The 19,423-nt window shown below is 72.3% G+C and carries 17 protein-coding genes and 1 rRNA gene; 13 read left to right on the top strand and 5 right to left on the bottom strand.

Features of this window, described 5'->3' with window-relative positions:
• A 5S ribosomal RNA gene (rrf, locus tag BMW99_RS08685) occupies positions 1–80 on the top strand; the annotation flags it as partial.
• Between the two features lie 118 nt (positions 81–198).
• On the opposite strand, the gene BMW99_RS08690 is transcribed toward rrf, so the two are convergent.
• Complete coding sequence (locus BMW99_RS08690) at positions 199–1,698, bottom strand: glycerophosphoryl diester phosphodiesterase membrane domain-containing protein (protein WP_075016561.1); 1,500 nt, start codon at positions 1,696–1,698, stop codon at positions 199–201.
• A 92-nt stretch (positions 1,699–1,790) separates the two neighbouring features.
• Between BMW99_RS08690 and mtnA the strand changes: the two genes are divergently transcribed.
• The 3 genes from mtnA to BMW99_RS08705 all read left to right on the top strand — a co-directional run bounded on the left by mtnA (position 1,791) and on the right by BMW99_RS08705 (position 4,368).
• The gene (gene mtnA, locus BMW99_RS08695) at positions 1,791–2,861 is read left to right on the top strand and encodes an S-methyl-5-thioribose-1-phosphate isomerase (protein WP_075016562.1); all 1,071 of its coding nucleotides are present in this window, start codon (positions 1,791–1,793) and stop codon (positions 2,859–2,861) included.
• Positions 2,862–3,009: 148 nt separating this feature from the next.
• Entirely contained in the window at positions 3,010–3,558 is a 549-nt protein-coding gene (locus tag BMW99_RS08700; RefSeq protein WP_069466958.1) for a GNAT family N-acetyltransferase, read from the top strand.
• 69 nt (positions 3,559–3,627) lie between these two features.
• Entirely contained in the window at positions 3,628–4,368 is a 741-nt protein-coding gene (locus tag BMW99_RS08705; protein WP_069466957.1) for a VOC family protein, read from the top strand.
• An 85-nt stretch (positions 4,369–4,453) separates the two neighbouring features.
• Here BMW99_RS08705 and BMW99_RS08710 read toward each other — a convergent pair whose 3' ends face one another.
• Entirely contained in the window at positions 4,454–4,741 is a 288-nt protein-coding gene (locus BMW99_RS08710) for a hypothetical protein (protein WP_069466956.1), read from the bottom strand.
• Positions 4,742–5,116: 375 nt separating this feature from the next.
• Between BMW99_RS08710 and mtrA the strand changes: the two genes are divergently transcribed.
• The 6 genes from mtrA (at position 5,117) to BMW99_RS08740 (ending at position 12,349) form a co-directional block, all read left to right on the top strand.
• Entirely contained in the window at positions 5,117–5,806 is a 690-nt protein-coding gene (gene mtrA / locus BMW99_RS08715; protein ID WP_069466955.1) for an MtrAB system response regulator MtrA, read from the top strand.
• 1 nt (position 5,807) lies between these two features.
• Positions 5,808–7,775, top strand: a complete 1,968-nt coding sequence (gene mtrB / locus BMW99_RS08720) for an MtrAB system histidine kinase MtrB (protein ID WP_075016563.1) — start codon at positions 5,808–5,810, stop codon at positions 7,773–7,775.
• Positions 7,775–9,640, top strand: a complete 1,866-nt coding sequence (locus tag BMW99_RS08725; RefSeq protein WP_245791309.1) for an LpqB family beta-propeller domain-containing protein — start codon at positions 7,775–7,777, stop codon at positions 9,638–9,640. Before mtrB ends, BMW99_RS08725 begins: the two co-directional genes overlap by 1 nt.
• A gap of 182 nt (positions 9,641–9,822) precedes the next feature.
• Positions 9,823–10,533, top strand: coding sequence for a ComF family protein (locus BMW99_RS08730; RefSeq protein WP_079138513.1), 711 nt, complete (start codon positions 9,823–9,825; stop codon positions 10,531–10,533).
• A gap of 276 nt (positions 10,534–10,809) precedes the next feature.
• Positions 10,810–11,493, top strand: a complete 684-nt coding sequence (hpf, locus tag BMW99_RS08735; protein WP_069464152.1) for a ribosome hibernation-promoting factor, HPF/YfiA family — start codon at positions 10,810–10,812, stop codon at positions 11,491–11,493.
• Positions 11,494–11,611: 118 nt separating this feature from the next.
• The gene (locus BMW99_RS08740; RefSeq protein ID WP_075016564.1) at positions 11,612–12,349 is read left to right on the top strand and encodes a response regulator; all 738 of its coding nucleotides are present in this window, start codon (positions 11,612–11,614) and stop codon (positions 12,347–12,349) included.
• Between the two features lie 90 nt (positions 12,350–12,439).
• On the opposite strand, the gene BMW99_RS08745 is transcribed toward BMW99_RS08740, so the two are convergent.
• Complete coding sequence (locus BMW99_RS08745; RefSeq protein WP_079175991.1) at positions 12,440–13,657, bottom strand: winged helix-turn-helix domain-containing protein; 1,218 nt, start codon at positions 13,655–13,657, stop codon at positions 12,440–12,442.
• A gap of 36 nt (positions 13,658–13,693) precedes the next feature.
• Complete coding sequence (locus BMW99_RS08750; protein ID WP_069464502.1) at positions 13,694–14,281, bottom strand: GNAT family N-acetyltransferase; 588 nt, start codon at positions 14,279–14,281, stop codon at positions 13,694–13,696.
• A gap of 172 nt (positions 14,282–14,453) precedes the next feature.
• Between BMW99_RS08750 and secA the strand changes: the two genes are divergently transcribed.
• Positions 14,454–17,255, top strand: a complete 2,802-nt coding sequence (secA, locus tag BMW99_RS08755) for a preprotein translocase subunit SecA (protein WP_069464501.1) — start codon at positions 14,454–14,456, stop codon at positions 17,253–17,255.
• A gap of 154 nt (positions 17,256–17,409) precedes the next feature.
• Here the strand turns inward: secA and BMW99_RS08760 are convergent, their stop codons facing one another.
• Complete coding sequence (locus tag BMW99_RS08760; protein ID WP_075016566.1) at positions 17,410–17,742, bottom strand: Rv3235 family protein; 333 nt, start codon at positions 17,740–17,742, stop codon at positions 17,410–17,412.
• 337 nt (positions 17,743–18,079) lie between these two features.
• Between BMW99_RS08760 and BMW99_RS08765 the strand changes: the two genes are divergently transcribed.
• Together BMW99_RS08765 and BMW99_RS08770 are read left to right on the top strand one after the other, a co-directional pair.
• Entirely contained in the window at positions 18,080–18,586 is a 507-nt protein-coding gene (locus BMW99_RS08765) for a DUF6912 family protein (protein WP_075016621.1), read from the top strand.
• Between the two features lie 112 nt (positions 18,587–18,698).
• The gene (locus tag BMW99_RS08770; RefSeq protein WP_075016567.1) at positions 18,699–19,352 is read left to right on the top strand and encodes an HAD family hydrolase; all 654 of its coding nucleotides are present in this window, start codon (positions 18,699–18,701) and stop codon (positions 19,350–19,352) included.
• Positions 19,353–19,423 lie beyond the last annotated feature (71 nt).

Consider the following 19,423-nt stretch of genomic DNA (forward strand, 5'->3'; position numbering starts at 1 on the left):
TTCCGAACCCGGAAGCTAAGCCTTTCAGCGCCGATGGTACTGCAGGGGGGACCCTGTGGGAGAGTAGGACACCGCCGAACAAATATTAGAAGCCCCCGCTCCTCGACTTGGTCGAGGAGCGGGGGCTTTTTTGGCTTGCCCCCGTCCCCTGTCCCCCGTCGTCCCCCGTTCCCCGTCCCCCGTGCCCCCGTTATCCGTTTACCCGTTGCGCGAGGCGCGGATGAGTTCGAGGTCCAGCGATTCACGGCGGATGCGCTGGTCCAGGTACAGCAGCGTGGTGGTGCCGGCCGTGATGGGAAGGGTGAACGCCGAGGCGATGGTGCCACCGACAGCCACGTACGTGAGGTACGTCCACGTGAGCGGAGCGCTGGAGTCGAGCAAGCCCGAACTGTCGTTGCCCGACGCCGCCTCCCCGATGAGTATGAACGGCAGCTCGACCACCGACGTGGCGATGGTGACCACGAGGACGGCCAGCAGCTGGACACCCAGCACGCGCCACCAGGCGCCGCTCACCAGCTTCCACGAGCGCTTGACCGCCTCGGTGACGCTCTGCTTCTCCAGCATCAACACGGCGGGCGTCAGGCTCAGCTGGATGAACAGCCACATCATCACGACCGCGCCGGCGGTGCCCCCCAGGATGCCGAGTGCGGCACCGGTCCCGTCGGCTCCGAGGAGCGCGATGAGGATGCCGGGCAGCGCGCCCAGGCCCACGGTCAGGCACAGCAGCAGCGGCATCAGCAGGGCGAGCCCCAGAAGTTGGGGCAGGCGCGACCTGATGTCGCCGCGCAGCTCGGCGGACGTGATCCGGCGACCCAGGACGGCGCGGCTGACGACGGTGGCGATGAGGGCCGCGACGATGACGGACCCGAACAACGTGACCAGCAGGGTGAGTCCGGACGCGAGCATCGATCCGCCCAGGGCGTGGGCGATGTCGCTCGCGGTGGCGTGCGGGTTGTTCGCGAGGTCGTTCAGGCGGCTGGTGTTCTCGAACCGGTGCTGCAGGAGCGCGCTCGCGGCCTCGATGACGGCGCCGACCACCGCGGTGTAGCCGATGACCCTGGGCCAGTGGAGCCGAAGCGTCGCGATGGCGCCGCCGAGGATCTCCCCCGCCCCGAGCGGACGCAACGGGACGACACCGGGCTTCGCTTCGGGAATCCGTGTCCCCCAGCCCTGGTGGGGCTGCCAGCCGCTGTGCGTGCCGGTCGCGCCCGCGTTGGCGGGACCGCCTGGCTGTCCACCCGCGGCGGGTCCCCAGCGCGGGCCACCCTGGTGCGGCGGACGCGGCGGCTGGACGTTCTTCGGCCGGCTGCCCGGCGGGGGCGTCCAGCGGGCCCATCCACCTGCGGCGGGCGGCGGCTGATGGTGCGCCCATCCGGGCGGGCTCGCCGCACCCTGCGGCCCGGACGTTCCCTCGGCGTGGTGCTCGTCCGTGTGCTCGTCCGCGGAGCCGGCGTCGTGCGATCGCTCGGCGTCCGTGTGCTCGTCCGTCGTGGTCGCATCGTGCGGTCCCGCGTCCTGCGGCTGGTCGCCCGCCGGCGCGGAGTCCGCGGGAGCGCTGGGCTCCGGGATGCGCGGGGCCGTGGCGGCCGGGGCCGGGGCGGTGGGGGACGTGGACGGAGGTGGCGTCGTGGGGCCGTCGCCGTTGTCCGGCTCGGAGGAGTCGGAGGATCCGGGCGTCGCGCCCGGAGTGGTGGTCATGGAGGCTGCCCCTTCGTATTGCTCGGTGCCGTGTGGCCGCCCATCGTGTCACGGCCTGCCGTGGAGCCGGTCTGTCAGGGCAGACTGGGAGAATGGGTGATCACCTCGCACAGTCCGATGTACAGCCGCAGAACGGCGTCGGCGTCGTCCCCGCTCTGCGATGGGAGGAGCCCCCGGAGGGGCCCGTCCTGGTCCTGCTCGACCAGACCCGGCTTCCGCACGACGAGGCGGAGTTGGTGTGCACCGACGTCCAGGCGCTCGTGGCGGCGATACGGTCGCTGGCCGTCCGCGGTGCCCCCGTGCTCGGCCTGGCGGGCGCGTACGGCGTGGCACTTGCGGCCGCACGCGGCTATGACGTCGACGAGGCCGCCGAGTTGCTGGCCCAGGCTCGTCCGACGGCGGTGAACCTGGGGTACGGAGTGCGCCGGGCGGCAGCGGCGTACCGCGCGGCCGGAGTCGAACGCGGCCCGGCGGCGGCGCTGGCGGAGGCGAAGGCACTGCACGCCGAGGACGCGGCGGCGAGCACCGCGATGGCCGGCCACGGCTCCCGGCTGCTGGCGGAGCTGGTCCCCGGCGGCGGGTACCGGATCCTGACGCACTGCAATACCGGGGCGCTCGTGTCGGGCGGCGAGGGGACCGCGCTCGCGGTGGTGTCGGCCGTCCACCGCAGCGGTGAGCTGCGGCGGTTGTGGGTGGACGAGACACGGCCGCTGTTCCAGGGTTCGCGCCTGACGGCGTACGAGGCCGCGCGGGCCGGGATGCCCTACACGCTGCTCGCGGACAGCGCGGCCGGCTCGCTGTTCGCCGCGGGCGAGGTCGACGCGGTGCTGGTCGGGGCGGACCGGATCGCCGCGGACGGCTCGGTCGCGAACAAGGTGGGCACCTATCCGCTGGCGGTGCTGGCCCGACACCACGGCGTCCCGTTCCTCGTGGTCGCGCCGGTCACTTCCGTGGACCTGGCGACACCCGACGGCTCCTCCATCGAGGTGGAGCAGCGCCCCGCCTCCGAGGTCACCGACGTGGCCCCGTCCCCCCTGGGCGCGCAGGCCTACAACCCGGCGTTCGACGTGACCCCGCCGGACCTCGTCACCGCGATCGTGACGGAGAACGGGGTGATCTCCCCGGTCACCGCCGAGTCCCTCGCAGCACTCCGCGAGAAGTAGCCAATCCGATGGCGGCCCCGAGTCTCGGGCCGCCAACCCCCGAATGTGGGGCGCGGGCGTCGGGCGACCTGGCGCCGCTCCTCGCGCGGGGCCCCGAACTCGGGCGAAGCCACGGGGGTGTTGGACGTGCCCGGGTAGGGTTCCCGGCATGACTCAGCCCGGAAGCGTCGTCTGGCCCCCAGCCCCGATCACGACCGAGCGGCTCGTGCTCCGTGAGTCCGAGCCCCGGGACCGGGCGGCGTTCGTCGAGCTGTTCTCCTCGCCGGAGGTGGGCACCTACGTCGGTGGCTCCCGCTCGAGCGAGGAGGTCGAGCGCACGATGCCGCCCGTGCCCGGGCAGCGTTTCGGGGTCCTGGTGGTCGAGCTGGACGGATCGATGATCGGCGTCCTCACGTTCGACCCTCGCGACCCCGAACGGCTGGGGCACATCCGGCCCGAGGGCGGGGAGACCGAGCTCGGCTACCTGTTCCTGCCCCGGGCCTGGGGGCGCGGGTACGCGTCCGAGGCGTGCGCGGCGGCGCTCGGCTGGATGGCCCGCGTGCGGCCCGGCGAGCCGGTCGTGCTCTCCACCCAGACCGCCAACGTCGCCTCGATGCGCGTCGCCGAGAAGCTGGGGTTCACCGAGGTCGAGCGCTTCGAGGACTACGGCGCGGAGCAGTGGCTCGGCGTGCGGCACCCGGTCACGCCGTCCGCCTGATCCCGCGCGGCTGCGGCCGTCGTCCCGCGTTCGGGGCCCGGGCGTGAGCGGGTGCATAGGATCGCCGGCATGGCGCTGCGACCCGTAATGGTGAACATCAAGGCGGTGGACGGTCCGGCGGTCGGCCGGTTCTGGGCGGAGGCGCTCGGCTGGACCGCCTACGCCGCGGGTGCGACCACGTACGTGGGGCCCGGCGGCCGTCTGGTGTGGCCGGACCCGGTCGTCCTCGGCGTCGACGTCGTTCCCGTTCCGGAGGCCAAGACGGCGACGAAGAACCGTGTCCACCTCGACCTCGCCACGACCTCCGCCGCTCACCAGGCGGAACTGGTCGCGCGGCTCCGGGTGCTGGGCGCGACGCCCGCCGACGTCGGCCAGGGCGACGTGCCGTGGACGGTCCTCGCGGACCCGGAGGGCAACGAGTTCTGCGTGCTGGAGCCCCGGGAGGTCTACCGGGACACGGGGCCGATCGCCGCGGTGGTGGTCGACTGCGCGGATCCGCGCGCGATGGCCCGGTTCTGGGGCGAGGCCACCGACTGGACCGTGCACCGGGTGGACGACGATCAGGCGGCGTTGCGTTCCGCCCACGGCGGCGGCCCGTATCTGGAGTTCCTCCGCACGCCGGACAAGAAGACCGTGCCGGACCGCGTCCACCTCGACCTGCTGCCGTACCCCGGCGACGACAAGGCGGCGGAGGTGGCCCGGCTGCATACGCTCGGCGCCGCCGACCTCGACCTCGGCCAGGGCGACGTGCCGTGGACCTGCCTCACCGACCCCGAGGGCCACGAGTTCTGCGTCCTCGCCCCCTCCTGAGGGACGTCCTCTCGGGACTTCGGAGGTCGCGGGCGCTCAGCGGCCGCGGGCGCTCAGCGGTCGGGCGCCGGGCGGCCGCTTGCGATCAGCGGTTGCAGAAGGCCCAGTAGTCCGCGATCGCGTCCGCGGCCTCCGCGCTCAGCTCCGGATGCCTCCGGGCGATCTCCGCCCTCACGACGTCCCTCAGCTCGCCGAGCCCTCCGCCGTCCCAGTCGACGGGGACCGTGAACGTCTCGGACTGGACGGCGCGAGCCCGTGCCCGCCACTCGTCGGCGGCCGTACCGAAGGCGTCGGCGAACTCGGCCGTCAGGACGGCGTCGGACTTCAGGTAGCTGACGGAGATCAGGATGACGGCGCGACTCAGCTCGTCCACAGCGGTCAGTGTGGCCTACGCCCGAGGAGACGACCGAGCGCCCGGGCAGCACCCGGCGACGGCGGCCGGGACTGCGGGCCGCAGCGTGTACGCGTCCGGACACCGTCCGTGGTGGCGGCTGGTGCCGGGCGGTGAGGGGGTTCCGTGGGGGCCGGTCCGCCGCCCCCCGCGGCCTCGTGGTGGGTCGGACGGGTGTCACGGAGGGCGTGACCGCGACATACTTGGCGCATGATCTAGGGTCGCGGGCCGCCGCAGCGTGACTTGGCTGACATTCGGCGGCACCGGAAGCCCTGGACAACCACGGACAACCGTGGACATTGGCCCCGTCCCGTGACCTCGATCACGGAAGGTCACCGGAACCGATATGCAAATGGGATGATGGTCGGTATGAAGGGACGTGTCCTGGTCGTCGACGACGACACCGCGCTGTCAGAGATGCTGGGCATCGTGCTGCGCGGAGAGGGTTTCGAGCCGTCGTTCTGCGCGGACGGTGACAAGGCGCTGGCCGCTTTTCGCGAGGCCAAGCCCGATCTGGTGCTGCTGGACCTGATGCTGCCCGGACGGGACGGCATCGACGTATGCCGGCAGATCCGCGCGGAGTCCGGCGTGCCGATCGTGATGCTCACGGCGAAGAGCGACACGGTGGACGTGGTCGTGGGCCTGGAATCAGGCGCCGACGACTACGTGATCAAGCCGTTCAAGCCCAAGGAGCTGGTCGCACGGGTGCGTGCGCGGCTGCGGCGGGCGGAGGAGCCCACGCCGGAGCAGCTGACCATCGGCGACCTCGTCATCGACGTGGCCGGGCACTCGGTCAAGCGCGAGGGCCAGCCGATCGCGCTGACACCGCTGGAGTTCGACCTGCTCGTGGCCCTGGCCCGCAAGCCGTGGCAGGTGTTCACGCGCGAGGTCCTGCTGGAGCAGGTCTGGGGCTACCGCCATGCCGCGGACACCCGTCTGGTGAACGTGCACGTGCAGCGCCTGCGCTCGAAGGTCGAGCAGGACCCCGAGCGTCCGGAGATCGTCGTGACGGTCCGAGGTGTCGGCTACAAGGCCGGACCCGGCTGAGATGGCCGCGTCGTACGAGCGTGAGCGTCTGGAGAGCCGGCTGGCCGATCCCATGCAGGGACTGCTGCCGGTGATCCGCTCGTGCGTGCGCTGGGCACGACGTCCGCTGCAGCCCGCGGTGCGGCTGTGGCGGCGGAACCTTCAGCTGCGCGTCGTCGCTTTCACCCTGCTGATGTCGGTCGGTGTGGTGCTGCTGCTCGGCTTCGTCGTCATCGGGCAGGTCAAGAACGGCCTGCTCGACGCGAAGGAGAAGGCCGCGGAGAACCAGGCGGTCAGTGGGTTCTCGATCGCCCAGAGCATGGCCGACAAGGGCAGCCAGTCCCGTGGCGCGTCCGGTTCCGGTACCCCGCAGAGCACCGCCGTCGACTCCGGCACCTGGCTGAACAACCTGGTGCAGCAGTTCTCCAGCGGCGGCAAGGGCGTGTACTGGATCGCGACGCTGAGTCCCGGCGCGGGCGACGCCCAGCAGCTCGGCGAGGGCAGCGTCAACGCGCGCGGGCCGCGCGCCTCGGGGAGCCTCCTGCCGGAGGCGAGCATCCCGCACTCGCTCAGCGACGCGGTGGAGTCGCACACCGGCGCGCTCAAGCAGTACACGACGGTCTACACCGACGACGGCAACCCGCCGAAGCCGGCGCTGGCCGTCGGCAAGCGGCTGACGGACATCAACGGCACGACGTACCAGCTGTACTACCTCTTCCCCTTCGATCAGGAGCAGAAGACGCTCGGCCTGGTCAAGGGCACGCTGGCCACCGCGGGCATCTTCGTGGTGGTGCTGCTGGGCGCGATCGCCTGGCTCGTCACCCGGCAGGTGGTCACGCCGGTCCGGATGGCCGCCGGCATCGCCGAGCGGCTGGCCGCGGGACGGCTGCAGGAACGGATGCAGGTCACCGGCGAGGACGACATCGCGCGGCTCGGCGAGTCCTTCAACAAGATGGCGCAGAACCTCCAGGTCAAGATCCAGCAGCTGGAGGACCTGTCGCGGATGCAGCGCCGTTTCGTCTCGGACGTCTCGCACGAGCTGCGGACGCCGCTGACCACGGTGCGGATGGCCGCGGACGTCATCCACGACGGACGCGAGGACTTCGACCCGGTGACGGCGCGGTCCGCGGAGCTGCTGCAGAACCAGCTGGACCGGTTCGAGTCGCTGCTCTCGGACCTGCTGGAGATCAGCAGGTTCGACGCGGGCGCGGCGGAGCTGGCCGCGGAGCCGATAGACCTGCGCGAGGTGGTGCGGCGCGTGGTGGACGGCGCCGAGCCGCTGTCGGAGCGCAAGGGCAGCCGCGTCGTCATCCGCGGCGACGGCCAGCCGGTGATAGCGGAGGCCGATCCGCGCCGCGTCGAGCGGGTGCTGCGCAACCTGCTGGTCAACGCGATCGAGCACGGCGATGGCCGTGACGTCGTGGTCCGCCTGGCGACGGCCGACGGTGCCGTCGCGGTCGCCGTGCGCGACTACGGTGTCGGGCTCAAGCCCGGCGAGGCGACGCGGGTGTTCAACCGCTTCTGGCGGGCCGACCCGGCACGGGCGCGCACCACCGGTGGCACGGGCCTGGGCCTGTCCATCGCGGTGGAGGACGCCCGCCTGCACGGCGGCTGGCTGCAGGCGTGGGGTGAGCCCGGCGGCGGCTCGCAGTTCCGCATGACGCTGCCCCGGACCGCCGGCGACAGCCTCCGCGGTTCGCCGATCCCGCTGGAGCCCGAGGACTCGCGGCGCAACCGCGGCCTGGCCACCTCGGGGCTGCCCGGCAGGAACGGCTCGCAGGCGACGGTCCCGGTGCCGCGCACCGGCGGCGCCGACGGCGGGCACAACGGGACGGCCGCGCGGGACATCCTGGCCAGCGGCACGCCGATGCCGGCGATCCCGCCGATGCCGGCCGGGCCGCCGCGGCCCGCCGCGGACCCGGCGGCGCTGCCGGGCAGCGGCGCGCGCGTGGTGGGACACAAGGGAGCGGCGCGGGAGGACGACATCTGATGGGTGCGATGGGGGGCCGGCGGCGGCTGCTGCAGGGCCTGATGCCGCTGGGCGTGACCCTGCTGGTCGCGGGCTGCGCGTCGATGCCCAGTGGCGGAGAGGTGCGCAAGGTCGGGGACGGCCAGCGGGCCGACGCCGACTCGCAGGTGCGGGTCTTCGGCATCCCGCCGCACTCCGGGGAGACGCCCGAAGAGATCGTCAGCGGCTTCCTGGAGGCGACGACGAGCGGTGAGTCGAACTTCTCGACGGCGAAGAAGTACCTCACCAAGCACGCGGTCGACGGCTGGGACCCGTCCGGCCGGATCACCATCGTGTCGGGCCTGGCACAGCCGACCGAGACCGTCGGCGCCGGCCACGCGGACGGGCTCTCGACGGTCACGGTGACCAGCACACGCGTCGCCGCGGTGGACACCAAGCACGGCTATCAGCCCGCCCAGGAGCCGTCGGGCAAGGACGGCTTCCAGGCGACGTTCAGCCTCGTGGCGCAGGGCGGCGAGTGGCGCATCGACGGACTGCCGAACGGGCTGGCGCTGTCCGAGTCGGACTTCCAGCGGATATACCACTCCGTGAACATGTACTACTTCGCCGACCTCGGCCCCGACGGGCCCAGTGGCGGGGGCGCCAACCAGACGCTGGTGGCCGACCCGGTCTACCTGCGCAACCAGACGGACTCGCTGGTGTCGACGGTGACGGCGCTGCTGGACGGCCCCACCGACTGGCTGGCGCCGGTGGTGAAGACCGCGGCCCCCGCCGGGGCGCGGCTGGACGGCACGGGCCCAGACCAGGGCGTCTCCCTCGACGACTCGCAGCGTCTGACGGTGCGCCTGGACCACAAGGCGGACCGCCTCGGCGGGCAGCGGTGTGTGCAGCTGGCCGCGCAGCTCTTCGCGACCGTGCAGGCGCAGGCGTCGGCGAAACTGTCCGCCGCGGAGATCCTGCACGCGGACGGCACGAGCGCCTGCCAACTGCCCAGTTCGCAGGCCGAGGCGTACGGGCCGGCGAACCTGGTCGGGTCGACGACCCGCCAGTACTACATCAAGTCCGACACCAAGTCGGACACGTCGAGCCGCCTGATGGAGCTGGCCGGGGACGCCACGGCGTCGACGCAGCTGCAGGGCGTGCCGGTGTCCGGGCCGTTCGGCGGGGACAAGGCCGACCTGGAGTCGGTCGCCGTCCGGCGTGACGAGCAGGCCGCCGCCGGGGTGCGGTCCAACGGGCGGCAGCTGGTCGTCGCCCCGCTGCAGGGCTCCGGCGCCCTGCCGGCCCCCGTGCTGACGAGCAAGGCCACCGATCCCAAGAACGGCCTGAGCCAGCCGAGTTGGGACGGGCTCGGTGATCTGTGGGTGGCCGACCGCACCAACGTGCCGTCGCAGCTGAAGGTGGTCGTGGACGGCCGGGGGCTCGTCGTGCCGGTGACCGTGCCGGATCTGACGGGGCGCGTGGAGTCGCTGAAGGTCGCGTCGGACGGCGTGCGGATCGCGCTGATCGTCGATCAGCGCGGAGGAATGCAGCTGCAGGTGGGCAGGATCCAGCGCGGGGGCACGCCCGCCCATCCGACGTTCTCCGTGACGGGGCTGCGGACGCTGCCGGCCGAGGACGACGTCACCTCGGTGGCGTGGGCCGGTGCCAGTCGCCTGGTGGTGCTCGCCAACCAGTCCGGGGTGCAGCAGATCGAGTACATGAGCACCGACGGTTCGGCGGTCTCGGCGCTGCAGGGCGTCAGCGAGGCCGCTTCGGTGGCGGCGTCGGAGGACCAGAGCCGGCCGCTCCTGGCGGCCTACAACGGCAGCGTCTACCTGCTGCCCGCGGACACCAACTGGAAGCAGATCACGCCGAAGGGCTTCAGCCCGGTCTACCCCGGCTGAGCTGCGGAGACGCGCCGCGCGGCGGCGCGGGGGATGGCGCTGCAGTCCAGTCCCGCGGGAGGGCGCGGTGGAAGGCTCGGCACTCCGCGGGGTGCGTGCCCTGGCAGGGACGTGACACGGGTTGTCCACAGCCTCGAACGGGTGACTGGCGGGCGCTTGCCGTCCGCGAGCACAGTGGACTCATGCGGGGCTGGTGGCAGGAGATCACCGGGCTGGTCCTGCCGGTGGACTGCGCGGGCTGCGGACGTCCGCGTACCGAACTGTGCGAGCGGTGCCAGAGGTTGCTGGGCGGGGCGGCCTCGGCGCGGCGGGTGCGGCCGGCGCCGGAACCGCACGGGCTGCCACCGGTGTGGGCCGCCGGCAGGTACGGCGACGAGGTGCGGGCGGTGGTCCTGGCGCACAAGGAGCGGGGTGCGCTGGGCCTGGCGCGGCCGCTGGGCACGGCCCTGGCCGGGGCGGTGCGCCGGATGGGCGCGCCCGGGCCGGTGCTGCTGGTGCCGGTGCCCTCGGCCCGGCGCGCGGTGGCGCAGCGCGGCCACGACGCGACCGCACGCATGGCCAGGGCCGCCTCCCTGGAACTGCGGCGGTACGGCATGGCGGCTCGGGCGGCCGGCGCGCTGCGGCTGCTGCGCCCGGTGGCCGACCAGACCGCGCTGGGCGGCGCCGGGCGCCTGGCGAACCTGTCGGGAGCCATGTCCGTGGCCGCCGGCGGCACCGGACGTCTCCTCCGGACCGCTCCCGTCATCCTGGTGGACGATCTGATGACCACGGGTTCGTCACTGACCGTGGCTGCCCAGGCCGTCGCCGTAGCAGGTGGGCGGGTGGTCGGGGCGGCGGTGGTGGCGGGCCCGAGGGACCCGGAAGTCCACCCGGATGCCCATCGCAGCAGGTAGGGAGAGGGGCGTTTCATCCGAACGGAGGTATGACGTCGCTGGGGATGCCGACATCCACACTCCGGGACTATGTTCGGGGAAGAGGGAAGGCAACACCGGGGGTGTTGATCTTCCCCATGGGGCAGAAGGAGGTGAAAGCCGCAGCTTCGCGGCACCCGGAAGCCCTGGGGCGGTGAAGCGGCAGCTAACGCAGCGCCGGACGGGACACGTGCCCGGCCCGGCCTTCAGGAAAGGGATCGCCCCGGCCACTGGGGTGATCCGGGAACGGAGTTCTGCGTGGACATCGTCGTCAAGGGCCGCAAGACCGAGGTGCCCGAGAGGTTCCGCAAGCACGTGGCCGAGAAACTGGACAAGATCCAGAAGCTCGACGGCAAGGTGATCAGCCTCGACGTCGAGGTGTCCAAGGAGCTCAACCCCCGGCAGGCCGACCGCTGCGACCGGGTGGAGATCACGCTGAACACCCGCGGTCCCGTGGTTCGCGCGGAGGCCTCCGCGGCCGACCCGTACGCAGCGCTGGACGTCGCGGTCACCAAGCTGGAGGCGATCCTGCGCAAGGCGGCCGACAAGCGGCACCGGCGCCGTGGCGCCGCGCGTATCCCGGCGTCGGACGTGGGGGCAGCGGTGCCCGGCGCCGCGCGGATGAACGGCGACGGGACGCTCGTCGCCGACCATCCCGAGGAGAGCGTGCCCACCACGAAGATCGGCTCGCTCGAGGTGCACGGTGAAGGCCCGCTCGTGGTGCGGGAGAAGACCCATGTGGCAGCACCGATGGCGCTCGACCAGGCGCTGTACGAGATGGAGCTGGTCGGGCACGATTTCTACCTCTTCGTGGACAGCGACACCAAGCAGCCGAGCGTGGTCTACCGGCGGCACGGCTATGACTACGGCGTGATCCACCTGAACGCGGACGAGACGGCGGTGGAGGAACCGGCAGGCGCCGGCGGTGCGTTGCACCGCTGACCCCGATCGGCGGAAAGACGGCGGATGGTGCCCCCGGGCTTCGGCTCTGGGGGCACCAGCGCGCGTTGACGTGAAATGCTGGGCCAGTGGCCAACTCTGGTCTGAGGGGGAGGATCTGATGCCGGACTTCGAACCCGGGGTCGCCGGCGAGCAGGACCCGGTCCCGTACGGCGGACCGCTGGGACCGACCCCCGCCGAACCCATCAGGGTGCTCGTGGTGGACGACCACGCCCTGTTCCGCCGCGGCCTGGAGATCGTGCTCGCGCAGGAGGAGGACATCCAGGTCATCGGCGAGGCGGGGGACGGCGCGGAGGCGGTGGAGAAGGCGGCCGACCTGCTGCCCGACATCGTGCTGATGGACGTGCGCATGCCGCGCCGCGGCGGCATCGAGGCGTGCACCTCCATCAAGGAGGTCGCGCCCAGCGCCAAGATCATCATGCTGACCATAAGCGACGAGGAAGCCGACCTCTACGAGGCCATCAAGGCCGGGGCCACGGGCTACCTGCTCAAGGAGATCTCCACGGACGAGGTGGCCACCGCGATCCGCGCGGTCGCCGACGGCCAGTCGCAGATCAGCCCGTCGATGGCGTCCAAGCTGCTGACCGAGTTCAAGTCGATGATCCAGCGCACCGACGAGCGGCGGCTGCTGCCCGCGCCCAAGCTCACCGACCGGGAACTCGAGGTGCTCAAGCTCGTCGCCACCGGCATGAACAACCGGGACATCGCGAAAGAGCTGTTCATCAGCGAGAACACGGTGAAGAACCACGTCCGCAACATCCTGGAGAAGCTCCAGCTGCACTCCAGGATGGAAGCGGTCGTCTACGCGATGCGCGAGAAGATCCTCGAGATCCGCTGAGGCAGGACCGCCCGGGCCGGGGGTCGGGCCCGGGGGCTGGATCCGGAGCCGGGGGCGGCAGGTTCCAGCGCGGGCCCGGGGCGGGAAGGCCTAGCGCGGGTCGTGGGTGCGCTTGACCGCGGCCACCAGCGGGTCGCGCAGCGTCTCCGGCTGCACCCGCTCGACCCGGACCTCGTCGCAGCCGACCCAGCCGGCCGCCTCCGCTAGGGCGTCGGCCGCCGGCTGCACCGCCTTCGGGCCGTTCAGGGACACCTGCCGGGCCACCAGCGTCCGGCCCTCGCGCGCCGGGTCGATCCGGCCGACCAGCCGGCCGCCGGCCAGCAGCGGCATCGCGAAGTAGCCGTGGACACGCTTCTCCTTCGGCGTGTACGCCTCCAGCCGGTGGGTGAAGCCGAAGATCCGCTCGGTGCGCGGCCGGTCCCAGATCAGCGAGTCGAACGGGGACAGCAGCGTGGTGCGGTGCCGTCCGCGCGGCTCGCCCGTCAGCGCCGCCGGGTCCGCCCAGGCCGGCTTGCCCCAGCCCGCCACGTCCACCGGCACCAGACCGGTGTCCTCGATCACCGCCGCCACCTGCTCGCCCTTGAGCCGGTGGTAGTCCGCGAGGTCCGCGCGGGTGGCCACGCCCATCGCGGCGCCGGCCTGTGCGACCAGCCGGCGCATGCACTCCCGGTCGTCGATGTCGTCGTGCAGCAGCCCGTCGGGCACGGCCCGCTCGGCCAGGTCGTAGACCCGCTTCCAGCCGCGGCGCTCGGTGCAGACCACGTCGCCGGTGTCCAGCAGCCACTCGACCGCGATCTTGGTCTCCGACCAGTCCCACCACGGTCCGCCGTTCTTCGCGCCGCCGAGCTGCGTCGACGTCAGGGGGCCGCGCGCCTTCAGCTGGTCGAGCACCGCGGCGATGGAGCGCTCGGCGTCCGCCAGGACGTGCCAGCGGTGGCCGCGCGCCCGGCGGGCCCGCCGCCGGAACGCGAAGTGCGGCCACTCCTCGATCGGCAGGATGCACGCGGCGTGCGACCAGTACTCGAAAGCGTGGTTGCCGCTCCAGTACGCGCCCTCCACCGCCTCCCGCCCGACCGCGCCGAGCCGCGCGTAGGGGATCAGCTCGTGCGACCTGGCCAGCACCGAGATGGTGTCGAGCTGCACCGCGCCCAGCGTCCGCAGCACCCCGCGGGTGCCCGCGCGCCGGTCGGGAGCGCCGAGGAATCCCTGCGCCCTCAGGACGATCCTGCGGGCTTCGTCGGCGGACAGGGACAGCTGGGGCGGCGGCACGAGCGTCATGCCCGCCAGCCTAGGACCGGCCACTGACATACCCCCGCCGACGCCGCTGACCTGCGCGGACACCCGTCAGGCAGGGTGCGGGAGGTAGGGCGTGGCGGTCTCGCGGCCCCAGTCGGACGGCAGCAGGGAGCCGTACCAGGTGTCCCGCCGGGTGCCCTGCTGGACGATCTTGGCGCGCATGGTGCCCTCCATCACGAAGCCGGTCCTGACGGCCACCGCGCGCGAGCCCTCGTTGCCGGCCTCGGCGTACCATTCCAGGCGCTCCACGCCGAGGACCTCGAAGGCCCAGGCGCACACCGCGCGGGCCGCCTCCACGGTGTAGCCGCGGCCGCGCTGCTCCTTGGCGGTCCAGTAGCCGAGCTCGGCCTGAAGGGTGGGGGCCGCGAGCAGTTCCAGGCGGACCAGGCCCATCGAGCCGACGAGGGCGCCGCCGTCGCGCGTGAAGACCCCGAAGTTGTACAGCGAGTCCTCGCGCCAGCCGTCCGCGGAGATCCGCTCGACGAAGTGCGCGGCGTGGTCGCGCGTGTACGGAGAGGGAACCGACGTCCAGCGCGGAATGTCAGGGTCCTGGCAAGCGGCGAGCACCGCGTCGATGTCCCCGGACTCCAGGGGGCGCAGCACAAGTCGGTCCGTGGTGAGGGTCGTCGGCTCCATGGCGGGAGTATCGCCGAGCCCGCGTACGGGCGGAAAACCGTTTTGCCGCCGCCGGGCCTCCCGGGGCGATGGTGTCCTCGCTTACGATGGCCGTTGCAGCGGGACTAGACGTCACCCCGCTGTGCCCAGCGCGGAAGCCGCGCCAGGCCCGACCGGCAAGGAGCCAGCCTACGTGTCCGTCATCAGCAAGATCATGCGTGCAGGTGAAGGCAAGATCCTGCGCAAGCTGCACCGCATCGCGGACCAGGTCAATTCCATCGAAGAGGACTTCGTCAACCTCTCCGATGCCGAGCTGAGGGCCCTCACCGACGAGTACAAGGAGCGGTACGCGGAAGGCGAGTCCCTCGACGACCTGCTGCCCGAGGCGTTCGCCACCGTCCGCGAGGCCGCCAAGCGGGTCCTGGGCCAGCGCCACTACGACGTCCAGCTCATGGGCGGTGCCGCGCTGCACCTGGGCTACGTCGCCGAGATGCGCACCGGCGAGGGCAAGACCCTGGTCGGCACGCTGCCCGCGTACCTCAACGCCATCTCCGGCAAGGGCGTGCACCTGATCACCGTCAACGACTACCTCGCCGAGCGCGACTCGGAGTGGATGGGCCGGGTGCACCGCTTCCTCGGCCTGGAGGTCGGCTGCATCCTCGCCAACATGACGCCGGCCGAGCGCCGCGAGCAGTACGCCTGCGACATCACCTACGGCACCAACAACGAGTTCGGCTTCGACTACCTCCGGGACAACATGGCCTGGTCGAAGGACGAGCTGGTACAGCGCGGCCACAACTTCGCGATCGTCGACGAGGTCGACTCGATCCTGGTGGACGAGGCCCGTACCCCGCTGATCATCTCCGGCCCGGCCGACCAGGCCACCAAGTGGTACAGCGACTTCGCCCGTCTGGTGAAGCGCCTGAACCGCGGTGAGGCCGGCGGCATCGGCAAGGAGGAGACCGGCGACTACGACGTCGACGAGAAGAAGCGCACCGTCGCGATCCACGAGCCGGGCGTCTCCAAGGTCGAGGACTGGCTGGGCATCGACAACCTCTACGAGTCGGTCAACACCCCGCTGGTCGGCTACCTGAACAACGCGATCAAGGCCAAGGAGCTCTACAAGAACGACAAGGACTACGTCGTCATGGACGGCGAGGTCATGATCGTCGACGAGCACACCGGCCGTATCCTCGCGGGCCGCCGCTACAACGAGGGCATGCACCAGGCGATCGAGGCGAAGGAAGGGGTGGACATCAAGGACGAGAACCAGACGCTCGCGACGATCACCCTGCAGAACTTCTTCCGCCTCTACGACAAGCTCTGCGGCATGACCGGTACGGCGATGACCGAGGCCGCGGAGTTCCACCAGATCTACAAGCTCGGCGTCGTCCCGATCCCGACGCACCGCGACGTGGCCCGCCTCGACCGCGCCGACCTGATCTACCGCACGGAGGAGGCGAAGTTCGCCGCCGTCGTCGAGGACATCGTCGAGAAGCACGAGAAGGGCCAGCCGGTCCTGGTCGGCACGGTCTCCGTCGAGAAGTCCGAGTACCTGTCGGCGCAGCTGTCCAAGCGCGGCATCCCGCACGAGGTGCTCAACGCCAAGCAGCACGACCGTGAGGCGACGATCGTCGCGCAGGCCGGCCGCAAGGGCGCCGTCACCGTCGCCACCAACATGGCCGGCCGCGGTACCGACATCAAGCTCGGCGGCAACCCCGACGACCTGGCCGAGGCGGAGCTGCGGCAGCGCGGCCTGGACCCGGTCGAGCACGTCGAGGAGTGGGCGCAGGCGCTGCCGGAGGCGCTGGAGCGCGCCGAGGCCGCCGTCAAGGCCGAGTTCGAAGAGGTCAAGGACCTCGGCGGCCTGTACGTGCTGGGCACCGAGCGCCACGAGTCCCGCCGGATCGACAACCAGCTGCGCGGCCGTTCCGGCCGTCAGGGCGACCCGGGCGAGTCCCGCTTCTACCTGTCGCTGGGCGACGACCTGATGCGCCTGTTCAAGGCGCAGATGGTGGAGCGCGTGATGTCCATGGCCAACGTGCCGGACGACGTCCCGATCGAGAACAAGATGGTCACCCGCGCCATCGCCTCCGCGCAGTCGCAGGTCGAGCAGCAGAACTTCGAGATCCGCAAGAACGTCCTGAAGTACGACGAGGTGCTCAACCGGCAGCGCGAGGTCATCTACGGCGAGCGCCGCCGCGTGCTGGAGGGCGAGGACCTGCGCGAGCAGGTGCAGCACTTCATGGACGACACCATCGAGGCGTACATCGACGCGGAGACCCGCGAGGGCTTCGCCGAGGACTGGGACCTGGACCGGCTGTGGGGCGCCTTCCGGCAGCTCTACCCGCTCACGGTCACCATCGACGAGCTGGAGGAGGCCGCGGGCGACCGGGCCGGCATCACCGCCGAGTTCATCAGCGAGTCGGTCCGGGACGACATCAGCGAGCAGTACGCGGCGCGCGAGAAGCAGCTCACCGAGGAGATCATGCGCGAGCTGGAGCGGCGCGTGGTCCTGTCGGTGCTGGACCGCAAGTGGCGCGAGCACCTCTACGAGATGGACTACCTCCAGGAGGGCATCGGCCTGCGCGCCATGGCGCAGCGCGACCCGCTGGTCGAGTACCAGCGCGAGGGCTTCGACATGTTCACGGCCATGATGGACGGCATCAAGGAGGAGTCGGTCGGCTACCTGTTCAACCTGGAGGTCCAGGTCGAGCAGCAGGTCGAGGAGGTCCCCGTGGCCGCCGGCACCGACATCCACGACGCCCCGCCGTCGCTGGTCAAGGAGCGTCCGGAGATCCGCGCCAAGGGCCTGGACCAGCCCAAGCGGGCGGACCGGCTGCAGTTCTCCGCGCCGACGGTGGACGGCGAAGGCGGCGTGGTGCAGGGCGAGTTCGCCGGTGCCGGCGCCGAGGCCGGGGAGGACGAGGGCGACGGGCTGACCCGCGCCGAGCGCCGCCGCGCCGCCAAGGGCGGCCGCCGCCGCAAGAAGTGACCGCGGGCTGCCACCCGGCAGCCGCCTTCCGCACACCGGCCCGGGGCCGGGCCACGACGGCCCGGCCCCGGGCCGTCGCGCGTCCCGTCCGGCCCGCGCGTCCTGTCCGGCCCGGCCCGCGGCACGTGGCCGCGGCATGCGGCGGCCCGCGGCCTCACCGGGCCGCCACCTGCGTGCAGCGCCAGCGAAGGCGCCCGTAGCCCGGCCCGGACTCGGCGTCGCCCGGCTCCAGGCGGAAGGCCAGCGCGCGGAAGACGTCCTGGTCCAGCGCGACCACCGCGGTCACTTCGAGCGCGCCGCCCGCGGTCCGGAAGAACCGGCAGCGGTACACGTACGGGGTACGGCCGCGGACCTGCCGCCGCCAGTCCTCGCGGGCCGCGTGCAGCTCCCACAGCCGCTGGTACGCCTCGTCCCGCACACGGCCCGCCAGGCACGTCAGCGGCTGCCGCCCGGTCAGTACGTCCAGCAGCCTCCCGGCGAACCACACGTGGGGCGGCAGGGGCCGTGGTGAGGGGCGTACGGCGGCCCCCGGGCGGGCGCCGGGGCGCCGGGTGTCGCGCCGGCCCGGCGGGCCGGTGCGGGTGGGCCTGCGGCCCGCGGGACCCGCCGGAGCGGGACCCTCGGGAGGGCCCGGGGCAGGGCGGGGCTGCGGCCGGGGCCGCGGTGGTGTCGTGGTCTCGTGCACGGTGACCCCCAAAGATCATTTCCGGGTTGCCAGGCCGGTTGTAGGGGGCCGCGGCGGGCTCGGGCAAGCACCGGCAGCGCTGCCGCGGGGCGCCGCGAGATTCACCTATCAGCGTGGTGGCGCACGTATGCTTCACGCCATGCGCGTCTACATTCCCACCACCCTCGCGGCGCTCGCCGAGGCCCACAAGGCAGGCAGCATGGGCCCCGCGCCGCTGGACGCCTTCGCCGTGACACCGGCCCTGCGCGAGTGGTACGTCTCCGACGACATCGAGGAGCTGGAGTACGCGGCGTTGACGCGTGCCGCGCAGGCCTCGCTGCGCCATCTGGCCCTGCACCCGGACGTCCCGCGGCGGCGCGTGGTGGTCGCGGTCGACGTGGCCGACACGGCGGTGCGGCACGACCCGGACCGCGGCCTGGACCCCGGCACGCTCGGCCAGGTCCGGCTCGCCGGCGAGATCCCGCTCGGTGAGGCGGCCGCGGTGCACGTCGACGCCGCGGACGCGGAACGGGACGTGCGGGCCGCGGCGGAGGCGCTCGGCGCGGCCGACGCCGGGGACGACGACGCGCAGTTCACCGTCGACGGGGCCGAGGACCACGAACTGCTCTGGTACGCGACCCAGGAGATCCCCAACCTCATCGGCTGACCTGCGCGTTTCGCCGCGGGCGCGACCCGCTGCGGGGCACGCTGGGGCCGCCGTGGCGAGTTATCCACAGGCTCGGGACGGGCTGTCGCCGCGGCCGGGTATTTTTCGGGATGTGAACGCGCACCTGGTGTGGGACTGGAACGGCACCCTCTTCCACGACATCGACGCGGTGGTCGAAGCCACCAACGCCTCCTTCGGCGAGATCGGTCTGCCGCCGATCACTCTTCAGCGGTACCGCGAGATGTACTGCGTCCCGGTGCCCCGGTTCTACGAGCGGCTCATCGGGCGGCTGCCCACCGACGAGGAGTGGCAGGTCATGGACGCCTCGTTCCACCGGCACTACTGGACGCTCGCCGAGTCGTGCGGGCTCGCGGACGGCGCCGCGGAGCTGCTGGCGGCCCGCGCCGCGGCCGGGGCCACCCAGTCCCTGTGCTCGCTCGCGCCGCACGACAGGCTGCTGCCGATCGTCGCCTCCCACGGCATCAGCGGGCACTTCCAGCGGGTCGACGGCCGCACCGACTCCTCCACCGCCGGCAAGGCCGCGCAGATGGCCCGCCACGTCCAGGCGCTCGGCATCGCCGACCCCCGCTCGGTGGTGGTCATCGGGGACGCGCTCGACGACGCGCTGGCGGCCGCCCACGTGGGCGCGCACGCCGTCCTGTACACCGGCGGCTCCCACAGCAGGGCCGCGCTGGAGGCCGCCGGCGTCCCCGTCGTCGACTCCCTGGCCGAAGCCGTCCACCAGGCCGAACGCATATCCGGCTGAGCCCCGGGGACAGGGCTTTCTGTCCAATCGGGCCAAACGGGTGCGGTGCATTTGTACGAAGTCGGCGCATG

It is taken from the genome of Actinacidiphila rubida, assembly GCF_900110255.1.
GTDB lineage: Bacteria > Actinomycetota > Actinomycetes > Streptomycetales > Streptomycetaceae > Actinacidiphila > Actinacidiphila rubida.